Genomic DNA, 16,540 nt, shown 5'->3' with positions numbered 1-16,540 from the left:
GCTTTACCGTTAGGTACGTTGATTTTCCATGCGTTCTTTTTTCAATCACATCTATTACTAACCAATAACCATTATTAAGCTGACCATTAATGGAACTATCAACCCTCGACTACGGCTTTATTATAGTATTTTTTTCAATTGTACTCGGCATCGGGGTCTTCGTCTCCAAAAAATCAGGGAAGAACTCCTCCGAATTTTTTCTTTCCGGCCGGAACATGCCCTGGTGGCTACTGGGCCTTTCCATGGTAGCCACTACCTTTTCTACCGATACCCCCAATCTGGTAACCGATATCGTTCGAACCCACGGGGTTTCCGGCAATTGGGTCTGGTGGGCCTTCCTATTAACGGGGCTCTTGACCGTATTTGTTTACGCAAAGTTGTGGAGAAGGTCGAATGTGAACACAGATTTGGAATTTTATGAACTGCGCTATGGTGGGAAACCGGCCAGTTTTTTGAGAAAGTTCCGTGCCATCTACCTCGGTGCCCTTTTTAATATTATTACGATGGCCTCGGTTACCCTTGCCGCCATTAAGATCGGCGGAATCATGTTGGGCCTGGAGCCTTGGGAAACCGTTGTCGGGGCGGGATTGATTACTGTTACCTTTAGCGCTTTGGGCGGATTTAAAGGGGTGGTATATACCGATTTTCTATTGTTTTTCGTAGCCATGTCCGGCGCAATCGGAGCGGCCTATTATCTGGTCAATATCCCTGAAGTGGGCGGAATCGAAGCCTTGATAAGCCACAATAACGTACAGGGAAAGCTCGATATTCTGCCCGACTTCAGCAGTAAGAACGCCCTTATCATGCTTTTTATCATTCCCCTTGCCGTGCAGTGGTGGAGTTCGTGGTATCCCGGGGCCGAACCCGGTGGTGGTGGCTATATTGCACAAAGGATGCTGGCCTCCAAAGATGAGAACCACGCGATCGGGGCCACGTTTTTCTTCAATATTATGCACTATGCCATCCGGCCCTGGCCCTGGATATTGGTAGCCTTGGCCTCCTTAGTGGTTTTTCCCGATGTGGCCAGCATTCAAGAGGCTTTTCCCAATATCGCGGAAAGTAAATTGGGGCAGGATCTGGCCTATTCCGCTATGTTGACCAAGCTTCCAAGCGGACTGTTGGGGGTGGTTTTGGCTTCTTTGGTAGCGGCCTATATGAGTACGATATCCACTCAACTGAACTGGGGGTCGTCGTACATTGTTTTTGATTTTTATAAACAACAGGTGAATCCCGATGCCACGGAAAAACAAATGGTGGCCATGGGGCGGATTTCAACCGTGGTGCTGATGGTCTTAAGTGCCATTTTGGCCTTGGCCTTGGAGAACGCCTTACAAATATTCGAGATACTGCTCACATTTGGAGCGGGTACCGGGCTCATTTTTATCTTACGCTGGTTTTGGTGGCGTATCAATGCCTGGAGCGAGATTACCGCCATGTTTGCCTCCGGTATTTTATCGATTGCTTTAAAGACGACATCCCTCGGTCCGTTTCTTTTCGCACCCGAGACAGGTGTTTTTCCCGATTGGGCCGAATATCCCTTTGTGGTCGTTGTAACTACCACCATCTGGTTGGCGGCCACCTATATGACCCAGCCCGAATCGCCCGACGTACTCCGTTCCTTTTACCGAAAAATACAGCCTGGTGGACCCGGATGGTCGAAAGTGGTCAATGACGCCCAAACCGACGGTGAAAAAATTGCTAAGGATGAAAAATGGAGTGTCCCCCAAGGTATCACCGCTATGCTTTTGGGCTGTGTGCTGATCTATACCATCATGTTCGCCACCGGGTATTGGATTTACGGCCGCACCACCCCGGCCATGGTGCTCACGGGAATAGCTATCGTGTCGGCCTTTCTTTTGATAAAAGCCTGGAATAGGATGAAGGAGGATATTTTATGAAAGAGCGCATCCTCTCCGTAGATATTTTTCGCGGTATGACCATCGTACTGATGATCCTGGTCAATACCCCCGGCACATGGGCCGCCGTGTATCCGCCGTTCAGGCATGCCGAATGGCACGGCTACACCCCCACGGATTTGGTGTTTCCGTTTTTCCTGTTCATCGTGGGCACGTCCATTGTTTTTGCCTACAAGAACAAGCCGATCGATCTCGGCACCTATAAAAAAATCACGGTACGTACCTTAAAACTGATCGGCCTTGGGCTTTTTCTCGGGGCTTTTACCTTAACTTTTCCGTTTATAAAGGATTTTGCCGACATCCGGTTTCCCGGCGTGCTGCAACGGATCGGGGTAGTCTTCTTTTTTGCATCCATCCTATTTATCAATTTCAATTGGAAGACGTTAGTTGCTATTGCGGCGGTCTTGCTGATAGGCTACTGGATTTTGATGGGGTTCGTTCCTGTGAACGGAATGGAATCCACTTTCGATCGTGCGCCCAACAACTTGGCCAACTATCTGGATGTACAGGTGTTCGGCACCCACAACTATAAGGAAGATTACGACCCCGAAGGCTTGCTCAGTACCCTCCCTGCCATCGTAAGTTCGCTTTTAGGCATTTTTACGGGATTGATATTGACCTCGAAACAGCCCCAAAAAGCTAGGATTCTAATGGGCATCGGGGGTGCTCTATTGATTCTCGGTTATGTATGGGATGTGGTTTTCCCGATCAACAAGGCGCTGTGGACCAGCAGTTTCGTGCTGGTCACCGCTGGATGGGCCAACCTCGTCCTCGCCTTGATCTATTACCTCACCGATGTCAAAGGCATAGAGTTCGGGAGCATTTTCCGGTATGCGGGCGCGAACGCCATCATCCTCTACTTCTTATCCAGTTTTATTGCAAAAGTGATGGGAATGATTAAAGTGGATGGCGATACCTCGCTGCACGGATGGCTGTTCGAAACGGTTTATGTGCACGATTTTATGTCCCTATCCATGTCATCCTTGCTCTATGCGCTTACCGTGGTGGCGTTTTACTGTTGGTTGGCCTATGTGCTATATCATCGGAAGATCTTTTTCAAGGTATAGCCTGAACTGGTCCTGGTCCAAAATCACGGTGCCATCGACACGAGACCCACGACCTCGGAATCATTCTTTTCTTGAATGCCATTTGGTATATTTGTATCTAAACGATGTAATATAAATGGATAAAAACCTGCTGAATGTATTGGGTAACGAATTACAGCCTTGTTGCCTCGACCCGATAACGGGCTTCTACCGCGACGGGCTATGCAAGACAGGTGACCAAGACATCGGCACCCATGTGGTCTGCGCCGTTATGACCCCCGAATTTTTGGAGTACACAAAATCCAAAGGCAACGACCTTTCCACGCCCCGACCGGAATGGCAGTTTCCTGGCTTGAAACCGGGCGACAAGTGGTGTCTCTGCATCTCCCGTTGGCTCGAAGCCGAAAAAGCGGGCAAGGCCCCGCAAATTGTATTGGAGGCCACCCATCAAAAGGCGTTGGAATATACTGATTTTGAGACTTTGTTGGAGTATAAGCACTAAGCCTTTCCGAACGCCCATAAAACGAACTGAGGAAAAACCTTCCCCCAGGTGGGAAGGTCGTGTTTGCCGCCCTTGATTTCGACATAGGTGATATCCCCCGGGTACGAATAGCCCTTGGCTCGGAGCTCCTTGATGACGTCAAGGGTGTCGTCGATGGAGTCGATTACGCCATTGTTGTTGCGATCGGCCTTTTCGTCTTGCGTGCCCGTCTGCAGCCAAAATTTTAGATGCGGCGCCTTTTTCGCATTTTTAATGACATCGAGCAAGATGCGGCTGCGGTCGGCGACATCCTTCTTTGCGTAGGCTTTCTTTCGCCACCAGAACGAGCCGCTGAAAACGCCTATTTTCCCAAAAATGTCTGAATGTCGAAAGCCGATGTCGAAGGCCGATAATCCTCCCAAGGACATCCCGCAGTACACCCAATCCATTCCTTCCGAAGAAACCTTGAAATCCTTTTTAAGAAAGGGGATAAACTCCTCGATGACAAATCTCGAATATTCGAGGGCCCTACCGCCGCGTCCCTTGAAATCGGCCGAGGATGCCGTGCCGTATTCGTGCATACGGTTTTGGTTACATTCCAGTCCGATGTACACAAAGGGGCGTATGGAATTTAAAGTGTAGGCCTCCGAAAAGGTCTTTTCGAGCTTCATGGCTGTAAAATCCTGCCCATCGTTCATAAGAAGCACGGGAAACTTGAGGTCCGTTTCCCAGTAATTGGCAGGTGCCATAAAGCGAAAGCTGACGATCCGGTCTAAATGTTTGGAAACAAAACGGCCCTTGGCGCTTATAAAATCGAATTGAAACTGCATAGAAATCGCTAAAAACCTGCAAGTATAGCGAATCCAACAAATTATAGCACGTTGTCTTAGAAAATATTTTACTTTTACCGCCTTAATCCGCTAAGGACTACTATATTTAGATTATTTTCAAGACATGGCGAAAACCGAGCACATACCTTATTATTCCAACACCTTGGGCCGCAATATCAATGTGGAGGTGACGGGGCATTGGGGGCATCCTATATTGATGTTTCCCTCTTCGGGCGGCCAGTTCACCCAAAATACGGATTTCGGACTGACCGGGGCCGTGATGAAATTTGTGGAGGAAGGGCGCATCAAGTTGTACAATATCGAGACTTTGGATATGCTGTCGTTCTATCACGACCACATGATCACCGAAGAGAAGATTCACAACTACGAATTGTACATGCAGTTTTTGCGGAACGAAATGATTCCGTATATTCAGAACGAATGCAATACCCATCGCATAGCGGTTGCCGGGGTAAGTTTCGGTGGGTTTCACGCCGCGAACACGGCGTTTCGCTTTCCCGACCTGGTTTCGCATCTGATCGCCATGAGCGCCGCTTTCAACATTCGCAACATGGCCCAGCTAAGCGACGATATGAGAATTTATTATAATTGTCCCGATGAGTTTATGCAAAATGAAGAGGGATGGAAGTACCATCATATGCAAATCGTGCTTGGTACGTCGGATTGGGATATTTGTAGGGACAAGAACCTGCACATGTCCGGCATTCTAAAAGCCAAGGGAATAGACCACTGGTACGATGAAAAAAAATGGACGCCGCACGATTGGCCGCTCTGGAAAATGATGTTCCCGGAGTATATTGACAAGCTTTTTTGAGCTGCCGCCCATAGTTGAAGATCGGTCCCGAAACGCTATAAAGTTCAATTCCGCCTCGGCGGCTTCAAGGTTCAAGGTTTGAAAGGTATCGACCTTAAACCTTGAAGAGCTACGAAGTAGCAATGAAACTTTGAACCCTTACCGCAACAGAGAGCAAACAAATTAAAGAAACTCCCGATTATTCGGGAATAACAAACACACTCTAAAAATTATGGCAAAAAAAGTAGGTATAATATTTGGTCAGGAAGACACCTTTCCTTGGGCTTTTATAGACAAAGTGAACGAATTGGGCAACGGTAAGGTCGTCGCCGAACCTGTGAAGATCGACAAGGTGCAACAAGGTATCGATTACGGTTACCATGTCATCATCGACCGTATGTCCCAGGGCGTGCCTTTCTATCGTTCGTACTTGAAGAACGCCGCCCTCATGGGTACGGCGGTCATCAACAACCCGTTCTGGTTCAGTGCCGATGAAAAATTCTTCAATAACTGTTTGGCCATGGAGTTGGGTGTGCCCGTACCAAAGACGGTGTTGCTGCCCTCGAACGTCAGGCCTGACGATACGACCGAGAAATCGTTCCGTAACCTGGCCGGACCTCTGGATTGGGACTATATTTTTAACTACATCGGATTTCCCGCCTATATGAAGCCTTTTGATGGCGGAGGATGGAAAGATGTATATAAGGTCGAAAATCCCGATTCCCTTTTCGCCAGTCATGCCGAAACCGGTCAGTTGGTGATGATGTTGCAGGAAGAAATTGTTTTCGACGATTATTTCCGCGTGTACTGTCTTGGTCAAAAATACGTGCATATCATGCCCTACGATCCCAGAAAACCGTTTCACGAGCGTTACGTCAGTGAAATCAAGGCTACGGGCGAAGAACGGAAAAAATTATTGGAAAAGGTACATGACTATACCCTGAAATTGAATCAGGCCCTCGGGTATGATTTCAACACGGTGGAATTCGCCGTCAGGGATGGAATTCCCTATGCCATCGACTTCTGCAACCCCGCTCCCGATGCGGATGTACACTCCGTAGGGCAGGAAAATTTCGATTGGATCGTGGAGCACTCCGCCAAATACGCTATCGAAAAGGCAGAAACGCACAAGGCCAAACAGAATAATACCTCTTGGGGCAGCTTTGTTAAAAATTCGATTTCCCCGGCCGGTCGCAAAAGAGGCAAGGTCAACCTGAAGACTGCCGATGAGGTCAAAAAAGCCGCAGCGACCAGAAAAAGGACAACTACCACGAAGAAAAAAACAGACTCCGGAAAAGCTCCTGTCAAACCTAAGGCAGCGGCGAAATCGAAGTCCGCCGCGGCAAATAAATCAACTGCAAAAGCTCCGGCCAAAGGGAAAATTCGGGGCAAAAGCTCCGCCAAAAAGAGCAAATAACCTATCCGTTCACACGAAACCACCATCATGCATAAATTCACATTAGGTATTGAGGAAGAGTTCCAGGTGCTCGACGGCGATACGTTCAAATTGCGTTCGCAGATGTCGAAGATCATTGATGGAGGTAAGGTATTGTTGCAAGAACGGATCAAGGAAGAAATGCACCAGTCGATGGTGGAAATGGGCACCAATGTATGTGAGAACATCAATCAGGTGAGGGACGAGGTCTCGTATCTCAGGCAAGAGATCATTAAACTGGCCGATGGGGAAGGACTCAAAGTGGCGGCCTCGGGTACGCATCCCAGCTCCTTTTGGCACGAGCAACTGATTACTTCGAATCCCCGATACGATGAGATTGTCGAAGAGATGAAAGATGTTGCCCGCGGCAACCTGATTTTCGGAATGCACGTACACGTGGCCATTCCCAGTCGCGAAGAAGGTTTGGAAATATTGAACGTGGCCCGATATTTTTTACCGCATCTTTACGCACTCTCTACGAACAGTCCTTTCTGGGAGGGGCGGGAGACCGGCTTTAAATCGTTCCGAAGCAAGGTGTTCGACAAGTTTCCACGAACTGGCATACCGCCGTTTTTCAGCAGTGTCGGGGAGTATGACAAGTTTGTGGAGATTTTGGTCAAGACCAGATGTCTCGATAATGCCAAGAAAATTTGGTGGGACATCCGTCTGCATCCGTTCTATCCCACGATAGAGTTCAGGATCTGCGACGTGGTAATGACAGTCGACGAGGTGACCTGTATCGCGGCCCTGATGCAATGTATCGTGGCCAAACTGCACAAGCTGCACCAAAAGAACCAGACCTTTAAGAACTACCGCCGCCTGCTCCTGAACGAGAACAAATGGCGTGCCGCGCGCTGGGGCGTAGAGGCCAAACTGATCGACTTTGGTAAGGAAGAGGAGGTTCCTTTCAACCAGTTGATGAACGAGCTTTTGGAATTTATCGACGATGTGGTCGATGACCTCGGATGCCGCCCTGAGGTGAACTACGTCTACCAGATGTTGGAGCAGGGTTCGGGAGCCGATCGACAATTGAAAGTCTTTGAAGAAACCGGGGATCTGTCCGAAGTGGCCAAATATATCGTAGAGCAGACGCGTAAGGGACTGTAATTGCGAATATTTGAAGTGAAGATGGAAAAGCGAAACAATCCATTGTGGCTTTCTACGTTATGAAGCAGATTGCTTCAGTTCGGTCGCAATTGTCAATGAAAAGAAATCATGAGTTCTCAAATAAGAATAGCGCTATTGGACATGAACGCCGGGGAGCCGAACGAAGGCATGCGATGCCTTAAGATGTTGGCGGGCGATTTTTTGGCGCAAGACGGAATGCAGGGGCACTATGAAGTGTTCGACGTACGTGTTAAGGGGGAAGTTCCGCTTTTGGATGAGTTCGATATCTTTCTCTCTTCCGGAGGGCCCGGATCGCCATTGGTGAGCGGTGCGGAATGGGAGTACAAGTATTTTGGGTTTTTGGATGGTCTTCTATTGCACAACCTCTCAAAACCCAATAAAAAACATCTTTTTTTAATCTGCCATTCCTTTCAGTTGGCCTGCGTGCATTGGGATTTGGCCAAGGTTTCCAAACGACGTTCGACATCTTTCGGTATTTATCCTATATTCAAAACCAAAAGCGGGGAGCACGAGACCTTGTTCGAAGGACTGGCCAATCCCTTTTTTGCGGTGGATTCAAGGGACTACCAAGTAGTCGGCCCCGCGGAATGGAAGCTGGATACCCTGGACGGCAAAGTGCTTTGCAGGGAAAAGGTGCGTCCCCATGTACCCCTGGAAAGGGCGGTTATGGCCATTCGGTACAGCAGGGAGATTTTCGGGGTGCAGTTTCATCCAGAGGCGGACTCGGAAGGGATGCTGCGGCATTTTAAAAAAGAGGAAAAGCGAAACAAGATCATTAAGAAATATGGGAAAAGAAAGTACCTCAATATGTTGGAACAGTTGGTCGATGACGAAAAAATCATGAAGACCAACCATACCATAATTCCCCGTTTTCTTATGTTGGCCGCTGCGGCCATCGGAAAGAATAAACTGCAGTCCGTATGATACCAGATACCCGGAAAAATTTCAATGAGGAGTTCAAACAGGAATATTACGAAAACTTGTTGCAACATGTAGAAGATACCTTTTCCGCGCCCAGTGCGTTCCGGATTTCGGAAACCCCCGTTTTCATCGATCAGACCCTCGGTAAAAGGATGTTTTCCGCTTGCGATTCCATAATCGAACAATTATCGGCAATCGATTTTCAGCAAGTGAGGGATAGGTTCGTCCCGAACGAACTACAGGCCCCACAGCCGATGGGCCATCCCCATTTTTTGGCCATTGATTTCGGACTATGCGATGACGGTCGGGGGGGGATAACGCCGCAACTTATCGAACTCCAAGCGTTCCCGACCTTGTTCTTCTACCAACCTTTTTTGGGGAAGGCCTTTCGCAAATGCTATCCGAACCTGCCGAAAGAGGGTTTCGATTACTATTTCAGCGGCTTGGACGATAAAAGCTATCGGAAAGAAATCAGGGAAGTTATTCTGGGGCACGAGAGCCCCGAGAATGTCGTTTTACTGGAGTTGTACCCCGAAAAACAAAGAACGCGTATCGACTTTTGGGCGACGGAAAAAGCCCTGGGTATCGAAACGGTCTGTATGACGAAGGTTATTAAGGAGGGCAAAAAGCTGTTCTACGAAAAAGACGGCGAGAAGATACCCATCCACCGTATCTATAATAGGGTCATTTTCGACGAGCTGCAACGTAACGAAAACCTTGATCTTGCCTTCAATTTAAGCGATGATCTTGATGTGCAATGGGTGACCCATCCCGATTGGTTCTTTGTCATCTCGAAATGTATCATGCCGTTGCTGAAGCACAAGAATGTACCGGCGTCCTATTATTTGACCGACTATCCCAAAGGCCTGAATTTGGAGGACTATGTATTGAAACCCCTATTTTCATTTGCAGGCCAGGGCGTAAACTTGCATCCCGACCAAGCGACCATTGATGCTATTGATGACAAGCAGAACTACATTTTGCAGCAAAAGGTGAAGTACGCCTCCCTGGTGAAGACGAATACCGAAAAAAATTCAAAGGTCGAACTTCGTATGCTATACATATGGAGCGAAGGGGAAGACCAATTCAAACCTGTCATCAACCTGACCCGGCTGAGCAAGGGTGAAATGATCAACGTTTCGCACCAAAGCAATGAAACCTGGGTCGGTTCTTCAATCAGTTTTTTTGAAAAGTAACAATTTCAGATAGGTCGCGGGAAGCTGGAGTTGCCCTAGTTGCCCATTAACTTCGCCACGTATTTCCCGATGACGTCGAATTCCAGATTCACGACGGTTCCCACTTCGTACGCATTGAACCGGGTATGTTCGTAAGTGTAGGGAATGATGGCCACACTGAACGAATCCGTGCCCGAATCGACGACGGTCAGACTGGTTCCATCAATGGTAATCGATCCCTTTTGGATGGTTGGATTTCCCGTTCCGGAATCATAATGAAAAGTAAATATCCAGCTTCCGTTTTCCTTCTCGATAGCGGTACAAACACCAGTTTGATCGACGTGGCCCTGAACGATGTGCCCGTCCAATCGGCTACCCAAGATCATGGCCCGCTCGAGATTTACCTTTTCGCCTACTTTGAGTTGGCCGAGATTGGTCTTTTGAAGGGTCTCGGCAATGGCGGTTACCGTATAGGTGTTCTCCCACACGGCAACTACGGTCAGGCAGGCGCCGTTGTGTGCTACGCTCTGGTCGATTTTAAGCTCGGGCGCCAACCCTGATTTTAGCGTGATGTGCAGGTTGCCGCCTTCCCGTTCCAAGCGCAGTACTTCGCCCAAAGTTTCGATGATGCCCGTAAACATGTTCCGTTAAATTTAAGTAGTTTTGTTCCGATGTGATTTTGACTTTTGGTTGACCATGGAACCCCAATATCTGGGAGATTATAGAATGAAAAACAAATTCAAATCCCTACAAAGATAGACATAACATGCAGGAAGACGTTAAAATAAAATTGGGCATTTCGATAGGGGACCTTAACGGCATCGGCTGCGAGGTCGTTTTAAAGACTTTCGAGGATTCTCGGATGCTTGATTTTTGCACTCCGGTAATTTTCGCCTCGAACAAGACCATTGGCTTCCAGCAAAAGCAACTGAACCTCAACATCAAATACAATGGGGTGCAAGAAGCCTCAAAGGCTATTGACGGGAAGGTCAACGTGGTCAATGTATGGAAAGAAGTTCCCAATGTAAAATTCGGCGAAGCCACCGAAGAAGGCGGAAAGTACGCCTTGAAATCCTTGCGTGCCGCGGTAGATGCCTTGAAAAAAGACGATATCGATGCCTTGGTCACCGCGCCCGTCAACAAGAACAATATTCAGACGGAAGATTTTAGGTTTCCCGGACATACCGATTTTCTGGAGCAGGAGCTGGAAGGGGAAAGCTTAATGTTCATGGTCACCGAAGGTCTTAAGGTGGGACTGCTGACCGACCATCTTGCGGTCAAGGACGTGTCTTCGGCAATCAATCCGATCCTGATTCGCAGCAAGGTCCGGACCATCGAAAAATCACTGCGAATGGATTTCGGGATCCGCGCACCTAAAGTGGCCCTCTTGGGCATCAATCCCCATAGCGGCGATAACGGTGTAATCGGGAAGGAAGACGATGAGGTGCTGCGGCCGGTCATCGAGGAAATGGCCAATGCCAGGCATTTGGTCTTCGGTCCGTATTCCGCGGACAGTTTTTTTGGGTCCGACAACTATAAAAATTTTGATGCCATTCTGGCCGCGTACCACGATCAGGGCCTAATTCCCTTTAAGACGCTTTCTTTTGGGAAGGGCGTGAACTTTACGGCCGGGCTTTCGAAGGTACGCACTTCCCCAGATCACGGCACGGCCTACGAAATTGCCGGCCAGGGAAAGGCCGACCATAGCTCGTTCAGGGAAGCTGTATTTACGGCCATCTCTATCGTAGAAAACCGTCGCGAATACCTAGAACTGACCGAAAACCCTTTAAAGCCGCAAAGGGCTCGGCGGTAGACAAAATCAGGTCATCGTATGGGCCGCGACGCTATGGACCGCTGTCGGCAATGATGTACTGCGATAGCGACATCGTTCTAGGCCAAGGTCCTCGCTATAGCTTCCCCTATGGCCATAAGATTATTCTTTTCTTCTTCCGTAAAGTCATAGGGTACGGGCTTTGCGATTCCCAATGTGCCGTACAAGGCACCATTGAACATCATCGGCACTGCAATCGAACCTTCTACCTTGGTTTCCTTGGCCGCCGGTCGGGCGATTCCTGAAGTGTCGGTCTGTAAATTGCATAGCTCCACTGGCTCCTGTCTCTCGGCCGCTATTCCGGCCATCCCCTTTCCTATTGGAATTTTCGATACCTTGGGCATCAAGAACTCAGGGATGCCGATTTGGGCCTGTAGTTTCAATATGTCGGTGTCCGTCTCCAAAAAATGGAGGGTTCCGGTCGAACATCCAAAAGAGGTAATGCACTCGGAAAGTAATTCTTGCCAATCGACGGGCGACTGTTCCAAAGAAGCGGTAATGCGCTCAATTTTTTCCATGTACTGCGTTTTGAATGGCTTAAAGGTACGTAAGATTGAGTATTCGCGCTATAATTATCCGGTCTTTTGGGAACGTTGATAAGATTGCCCGTGAGCGCTTGGTATTTATGAAAATAATAGTAACTTTGCCCCCGCCTTTGATGAAAGGGCGAGTATACTGTAAATAGTGTTGACATGATGAAGCAAGAGAAGTTCAGTATAGCTTTCTCAGGATTAAAGCAGGGAAAACACAATTTCGAATATACGGTTGACAACGCATTCTTTGAGACGTATGGCTATGATGAGTTCAATGCTGCACATATCGTTCTGAATGTATCCTTAATGAAATCGAGCACCATGCTCGAATTCGAGTTGGAGGCCACAGGTACGGTCAACGTGAATGGCGACTTGACCGATGAGCCGTATGATCAACCGATCGAGGGTGAGCTTGAGCTGGTGGTGAAGTTTGGCGATGAATATAACGATGAAGACGATGACATTTTGATTGTTCCGCACGGAACGTACCAAGTCAATATCGCCCAATATGTTTACGAAATGTTGGTGCTAGCCGTGCCGCAAAAACGCGTTCACCCCGGGGTGCTTGACGGTAGTTTGCAGTCGGAAGCCCTGAAAAGATTGGAAGAGCTACAACCTAAAGAAACAAAAGAAAATACACAGGAAAACGATCCCAGATGGGACGAACTAAAGAAGCTTTTAACGGATAAATAAGTTACGATGGCACATCCCAAGAGAAAAATTTCGAAAACCAGAAGAGACAAAAGAAGAACGCATTACAAGGCGGTTGCCCCTACGTTGGCGACCGATTCCACAACCGGTGAAATCCATTTGTTTCACAGGGCGCACTGGCACGAAGGTAAACTGTACTACAGAGGCCAGGTTTTGGTCGATAAAACGGAGGAAATCGAAGCATAATCCTACAATTATGCCGAATACTCTTTCTAAACACTCCCGTAACAGTTAACGGGAGTTTTTTTTGGCCGAATATCTTGGTTGGCCAACTTTTGGCTTGGGCCGCGGGGGGCAGTTTCCGTAATGTTGAAAGCACGGGTCGTATCGAACCATTGGCACTATGGGGCCGATGGTATCGCCAAAATAATTTTAAACACGGGTTTTTTAGGACGATTTTCATGGAAATTGATTATTTTTCACGAATTTTAAGGGATTTCTGAAGGATTAAAGACCAAACTGACATTAAAATGGGTAAAACAACGGCGGCGATTACGGCCGTAGGTGGTTACGTACCAGAATTTGTGCTGACCAATAAGATGTTGGAAGAGATGGTGGACACCAACGATGATTGGATCGTCTCCAGAACCGGAATAAGGGAAAGGCGCATTTTGAAACCTGAAGAGGGGGAAGGTACTTCTTATCTAGGAATTAAGGCTGCCGAAGATTTGATCCGGAAAAAAAATATAGACCCTAAGGAAATCGACCTGGTCATCGTGGCTACCGCTACCCCCGACAGCATGGTTGCCTCGACTGCCGCTTACATAGCTTCCGAAATAGGAGCCGATAATGCGTTTGCCTATGATTTGCTGGCCGCCTGTTCCAGTTTTCTGTTCGGGATGTCGTCCGCCGCGAGCTACATTCAGTCCGGTAAATACAAAAAAGTGCTGCTGGTAGGGGCGGACAAAATGTCGTCGATCATCGATTATACCGATCGTACCACCTGCATCATTTTTGGGGACGGGGCCGGCGCGGTACTTTTTGAGCCCAATGATGAGGGCCTCGGACTGCAAGATGAATATCTTCGCGCAGACGGCAGTGGAAGGCAATATTTAGGTATGGACGCCGGAGGTTCGCTCATGCCGGCCACGGAAGAAACGGTTAAGAACCGCAAGCATTACATTTACCAGGATGGGAAAACGGTATTTAAATTCGCCGTTTCGAATATGGCCGATGTAGCCGAACGTATCATGCAGCAGAACAACCTGGACCATAACGACGTGTCTTGGCTGGTTCCCCATCAGGCCAATAAACGGATCATCGATGCCACGGCAAATCGCATGGGCCTGGATAATTCAAAAGTCATGATGAATATACAGCGCTACGGGAACACCACCTCGGGAACCTTGCCGCTCTTGTTGTCGGATTATGAAAAACAGCTCAAAAAAGGAGATAAGCTGGTTTTCGCCGCCTTTGGCGGAGGATTTACCTGGGGGTCGGTCTATTTGACTTGGGCATATAACTAATTAAACCGGAGCCATATCCGTAACAGTATAAAATTGAAATTCCATGGATATAAAAGAAATTCAAAGTCTTATCAAGTTCGTTGCGAAATCGGGAGCCAGGGAGGTGAAATTAGAGACTGACGATCTCAAGATTACCATCAGAACGGGCACTCCCGAATCAGAGCGCGAAACCCAGTACATCCAACAAATTCCCGTTGGACAGCCTCAAATGACGCAACCCGCGCAACCCCAGGCCCCGACCGCAGAACCGGCTACTGCGGAAAAGCCAAAGGAGGAAAAGAAAGAGGACGATTCGAAATACATTACGATCAAGTCGCCCATTATCGGAACGTTCTATCGTAAGCCTTCGCCCGAGAAAGATGCCTTTGTGGAAGTGGGGAGCGCGATCAAAGAGGGCGATGTACTCTGCGTAATCGAGGCGATGAAACTTTTCAACGATATAGAATCCGAAGTTTCCGGTAAAATCGTAAAAATACTGGTGGAAGATTCTTCTCCCGTAGAATTCGATCAACCCTTATTTTTAGTTGATCCGTCCTAGCGGAAAATCCCAAATCCCAAATCCTAAATTCCCAAGTGAGGAATTGGATTGTAGCGCTCGGAATTTGGAATTTAAATTTTAAGACATGTTCAAAAAAATACTGATAGCTAACAGGGGAGAAATTGCCCTACGGGTCATCCGCACCTGCAAAGAGATGGGCATCAAAACGGTTGCGGTCTACTCTAAGGCCGACGAGGAAAGCCTGCACGTACGTTTTGCCGATGAAGCGGTCTGTATCGGACCTGCGGCGAGCAGTGAATCCTATCTCAAAATCCCCAATATCATAGCTGCCGCGGAAATCACCAATGCCGACGCGATACACCCCGGCTATGGATTTTTGTCCGAAAACTCCAAATTCTCAAAAATTTGCGCCGAACATGAGATAAAATTCATCGGCGCATCGGGCGAGCACATCGACCGCATGGGCGATAAGGCCCAGGCCAAAGCGACGATGAAGAAAGCAGGGGTGCCTACGGTGCCCGGATCCGATGGCTTGCTGAAAGATCTTGCCGACGCCAAAAAGGTGGCCAAAAAAATGGGTTATCCCGTGATGATAAAGGCGACGGCCGGGGGCGGTGGAAAGGGCATGCGCGCAGTCAAGAAAGAAGAAGACATGGAAGCGCTGTTCGAGAGTGCCGTCAAAGAAGCCTCTGCCGCCTTTGGAAACGGAGACATGTACATGGAGAAGCTCATCGAAGAGCCAAGGCATATCGAAATCCAAATTGTAGGAGACCAGTACGGAAAAGCCTGTCATCTGTCGGAAAGGGACTGCTCTATTCAACGCCGTCACCAAAAATTGACTGAAGAAACGCCCTCGCCCTTCATGACCGATAAGCTTCGGGATGCTATGGGAAAGGCAGCGGTCAAGGCTGCGGAGTACATCAAGTATGAGGGGGCGGGCACCATAGAATTTTTGGTCGACAAGCACCGCAATTTCTATTTCATGGAAATGAATACGCGTATCCAGGTCGAGCATCCGATTACCGAGCAGGTCATCGATTACGACCTCATTCGCGAGCAGATATTGGTCGCCGGGGGAGTGCCCATATCCGGAAAGAACTATCTGCCAAAATTGCACTCCATCGAATGCCGAATAAACGCCGAAGACCCCTACAATAACTTTAGGCCTTCCCCAGGTAGGATTACGACCTTACACACCCCCGGAGGTCACGGGGTCCGGATGGATACCCACGTGTATAGCGGCTATATCATCCCCCCGCATTACGACTCCATGATTGCCAAACTTATTACCACGGCACAGACCCGTGAGGAGGCCATCAACAAAATGAAGCGCGCGCTTGACGAGTTTGTCATCGAGGGCATCAAGACCACCATCCCCTTTCACAGACAGCTTATGGAGCATCCCGACTATCTGGCGGGCAATTACACCACCGCGTTTATGGAAAGCTTTAAGATGAAACCGGAGGCGGAAGAGTAACCGAATCTTTTTTTATTGGATTTTTAAATTTCGATTCCCGGCCACAGGATAGGTTTGACTCGGTAATCGAGATTTGAATGCTCCGAGGCTTGCCTCGAAACGCTAATGTTTTTCCTTACGAATACCTCGGGCTTTACCCGAGGTAGCTGACTAAAATTGGCTAGACTACTAAAGTGCTTGTCTAAACTCATCAAATTCGCTTTAGCTTTATAGATGTCGAATTTTCCGCGCTAGAAAGCAAGGGACGGTGGGCCTTGTCTTCGAAACACCTTGCAGT

17 protein-coding genes are annotated in these 16,540 nt (G+C 48.3%); 14 read left to right on the top strand and 3 right to left on the bottom strand.

The genetic code is table 11. The annotated features are described in order from the left end of the window. The first annotated feature begins 89 nt into the window (after positions 1-89). From RQM65_RS08905 to RQM65_RS08895, 3 genes are all read left to right on the top strand, one after another. Positions 90-1,898 carry a sodium:solute symporter family protein gene (locus RQM65_RS08905; protein ID WP_314014289.1) on the top strand — a complete coding sequence of 603 codons (1,809 nt, stop codon included), beginning with the start codon at positions 90-92 and terminating at the stop codon, positions 1,896-1,898. Beyond that, positions 1,895-2,983 (top strand): acyltransferase family protein, encoded by a 1,089-nt coding sequence (locus RQM65_RS08900; protein ID WP_314014287.1) that lies wholly within the window; start codon positions 1,895-1,897, stop codon positions 2,981-2,983. Before RQM65_RS08905 ends, RQM65_RS08900 begins: the two co-directional genes overlap by 4 nt. A gap of 115 nt (positions 2,984-3,098) precedes the next feature. Continuing rightward, positions 3,099-3,464 carry a DUF2237 family protein gene (locus RQM65_RS08895; RefSeq protein WP_314014285.1) on the top strand — a complete coding sequence of 122 codons (366 nt, stop codon included), beginning with the start codon at positions 3,099-3,101 and terminating at the stop codon, positions 3,462-3,464. Here the strand turns inward: RQM65_RS08895 and RQM65_RS08890 are convergent. Further along, positions 3,461-4,273 carry an alpha/beta hydrolase gene (locus tag RQM65_RS08890; RefSeq protein ID WP_314014283.1) on the bottom strand — a complete coding sequence of 271 codons (813 nt, stop codon included), beginning with the start codon at positions 4,271-4,273 and terminating at the stop codon, positions 3,461-3,463. The genes RQM65_RS08895 and RQM65_RS08890 overlap by 4 nt on opposite strands. 124 nt (positions 4,274-4,397) lie before the next feature. Here RQM65_RS08890 and RQM65_RS08885 point away from each other — a divergent pair, with 124 nt between their 5' ends. The 5 genes from RQM65_RS08885 (at position 4,398) to RQM65_RS08865 (ending at position 9,767) form a co-directional block, all read left to right on the top strand. After that, complete coding sequence (locus tag RQM65_RS08885; protein ID WP_314014282.1) at positions 4,398-5,108, top strand: alpha/beta fold hydrolase; 711 nt, start codon at positions 4,398-4,400, stop codon at positions 5,106-5,108. Positions 5,109-5,319: 211 nt separating this feature from the next. Further along, a complete protein-coding gene (locus RQM65_RS08880; protein WP_432279843.1) occupies positions 5,320-6,504 on the top strand; it encodes an ATP-grasp domain-containing protein in 1,185 nt (394 codons plus the stop codon). Between the two features lie 27 nt (positions 6,505-6,531). Next, a complete protein-coding gene (locus RQM65_RS08875; protein ID WP_314014281.1) occupies positions 6,532-7,629 on the top strand; it encodes a carboxylate-amine ligase in 1,098 nt (365 codons plus the stop codon). Between the two features lie 108 nt (positions 7,630-7,737). Beyond that, positions 7,738-8,574: a type 1 glutamine amidotransferase gene (locus RQM65_RS08870; protein WP_314014280.1), complete on the top strand. Its 837-nt coding sequence runs from the start codon at positions 7,738-7,740 to the stop codon at positions 8,572-8,574. Beyond that, entirely contained in the window at positions 8,571-9,767 is a 1,197-nt protein-coding gene (locus RQM65_RS08865) for a hypothetical protein (protein ID WP_314014279.1), read from the top strand. Before RQM65_RS08870 ends, RQM65_RS08865 begins: the two co-directional genes overlap by 4 nt. Positions 9,768-9,802: 35 nt before the next feature. On the opposite strand, the gene RQM65_RS08860 is transcribed toward RQM65_RS08865, so the two are convergent. After that, the gene (locus RQM65_RS08860; protein ID WP_314014278.1) at positions 9,803-10,387 is read right to left on the bottom strand and encodes a riboflavin synthase; all 585 of its coding nucleotides are present in this window, start codon (positions 10,385-10,387) and stop codon (positions 9,803-9,805) included. Between the two features lie 125 nt (positions 10,388-10,512). Here RQM65_RS08860 and pdxA point away from each other — a divergent pair, with 125 nt between their 5' ends. Then, complete coding sequence (gene pdxA, locus RQM65_RS08855; RefSeq protein ID WP_314014276.1) at positions 10,513-11,559, top strand: 4-hydroxythreonine-4-phosphate dehydrogenase PdxA; 1,047 nt, start codon at positions 10,513-10,515, stop codon at positions 11,557-11,559. Positions 11,560-11,636: 77 nt separating this feature from the next. Here pdxA and RQM65_RS08850 read toward each other — a convergent pair whose 3' ends face one another. Further along, positions 11,637-12,095, bottom strand: a complete 459-nt coding sequence (locus tag RQM65_RS08850) for a GAF domain-containing protein (protein WP_314014275.1) — start codon at positions 12,093-12,095, stop codon at positions 11,637-11,639. A gap of 174 nt (positions 12,096-12,269) precedes the next feature. On the opposite strand from RQM65_RS08850, the gene RQM65_RS08845 reads away from it, so the two are divergent. The 5 genes from RQM65_RS08845 to accC all read left to right on the top strand — a co-directional run bounded on the left by RQM65_RS08845 (position 12,270) and on the right by accC (position 16,263). Then, positions 12,270-12,803, top strand: a complete 534-nt coding sequence (locus RQM65_RS08845) for a YceD family protein (RefSeq protein ID WP_314014274.1) — start codon at positions 12,270-12,272, stop codon at positions 12,801-12,803. 6 nt (positions 12,804-12,809) lie between these two features. After that, positions 12,810-13,007 (top strand): 50S ribosomal protein L32, encoded by a 198-nt coding sequence (gene rpmF, locus RQM65_RS08840; RefSeq protein WP_314014272.1) that lies wholly within the window; start codon positions 12,810-12,812, stop codon positions 13,005-13,007. A 284-nt stretch (positions 13,008-13,291) separates the two neighbouring features. Continuing rightward, complete coding sequence (locus RQM65_RS08835; protein ID WP_314014270.1) at positions 13,292-14,287, top strand: beta-ketoacyl-ACP synthase III; 996 nt, start codon at positions 13,292-13,294, stop codon at positions 14,285-14,287. 43 nt (positions 14,288-14,330) lie between these two features. Further along, positions 14,331-14,825 carry an acetyl-CoA carboxylase biotin carboxyl carrier protein gene (gene accB / locus RQM65_RS08830; RefSeq protein ID WP_314014268.1) on the top strand — a complete coding sequence of 165 codons (495 nt, stop codon included), beginning with the start codon at positions 14,331-14,333 and terminating at the stop codon, positions 14,823-14,825. 85 nt (positions 14,826-14,910) lie between these two features. Next, the gene (gene accC / locus RQM65_RS08825) at positions 14,911-16,263 is read left to right on the top strand and encodes an acetyl-CoA carboxylase biotin carboxylase subunit (RefSeq protein WP_314014266.1); all 1,353 of its coding nucleotides are present in this window, start codon (positions 14,911-14,913) and stop codon (positions 16,261-16,263) included. Positions 16,264-16,540: the final 277 nt, after the last annotated feature.

This window comes from Pricia mediterranea, from assembly GCF_032248455.1.
GTDB classification, from domain to species: domain Bacteria; phylum Bacteroidota; class Bacteroidia; order Flavobacteriales; family Flavobacteriaceae; genus Pricia; species Pricia mediterranea.
The sequence above is the reverse complement of the archived record's forward strand: the minus strand, read 5'-3'. Positions and strand labels throughout refer to the sequence as shown.

Coding starts and splice junctions, on each gene's coding strand:
- RQM65_RS08885 (WP_314014282.1), top strand. CDS start 4,398: ATGGCGAAAACCGAGCACATACCTTATTATTCCAACACCTTGGGCCGC.
- accB (WP_314014268.1), top strand. CDS start 14,331: ATGGATATAAAAGAAATTCAAAGTCTTATCAAGTTCGTTGCGAAATCG.
- RQM65_RS08905 (WP_314014289.1), top strand. CDS start 90: ATGGAACTATCAACCCTCGACTACGGCTTTATTATAGTATTTTTTTCA.
- RQM65_RS08900 (WP_314014287.1), top strand. CDS start 1,895: ATGAAAGAGCGCATCCTCTCCGTAGATATTTTTCGCGGTATGACCATC.
- RQM65_RS08870 (WP_314014280.1), top strand. CDS start 7,738: ATGAGTTCTCAAATAAGAATAGCGCTATTGGACATGAACGCCGGGGAG.
- RQM65_RS08895 (WP_314014285.1), top strand. CDS start 3,099: ATGGATAAAAACCTGCTGAATGTATTGGGTAACGAATTACAGCCTTGT.
- RQM65_RS08850 (WP_314014275.1), bottom strand. CDS start 12,095: ATGGAAAAAATTGAGCGCATTACCGCTTCTTTGGAACAGTCGCCCGTC.
- RQM65_RS08875 (WP_314014281.1), top strand. CDS start 6,532: ATGCATAAATTCACATTAGGTATTGAGGAAGAGTTCCAGGTGCTCGAC.
- rpmF (WP_314014272.1), top strand. CDS start 12,810: ATGGCACATCCCAAGAGAAAAATTTCGAAAACCAGAAGAGACAAAAGA.
- pdxA (WP_314014276.1), top strand. CDS start 10,513: ATGCAGGAAGACGTTAAAATAAAATTGGGCATTTCGATAGGGGACCTT.
- RQM65_RS08890 (WP_314014283.1), bottom strand. CDS start 4,273: ATGCAGTTTCAATTCGATTTTATAAGCGCCAAGGGCCGTTTTGTTTCC.
- RQM65_RS08880 (WP_432279843.1), top strand. CDS start 5,320: ATGGCAAAAAAAGTAGGTATAATATTTGGTCAGGAAGACACCTTTCCT.
- RQM65_RS08845 (WP_314014274.1), top strand. CDS start 12,270: ATGATGAAGCAAGAGAAGTTCAGTATAGCTTTCTCAGGATTAAAGCAG.
- RQM65_RS08835 (WP_314014270.1), top strand. CDS start 13,292: ATGGGTAAAACAACGGCGGCGATTACGGCCGTAGGTGGTTACGTACCA.
- RQM65_RS08860 (WP_314014278.1), bottom strand. CDS start 10,387: ATGTTTACGGGCATCATCGAAACTTTGGGCGAAGTACTGCGCTTGGAA.
- accC (WP_314014266.1), top strand. CDS start 14,911: ATGTTCAAAAAAATACTGATAGCTAACAGGGGAGAAATTGCCCTACGG.
- RQM65_RS08865 (WP_314014279.1), top strand. CDS start 8,571: ATGATACCAGATACCCGGAAAAATTTCAATGAGGAGTTCAAACAGGAA.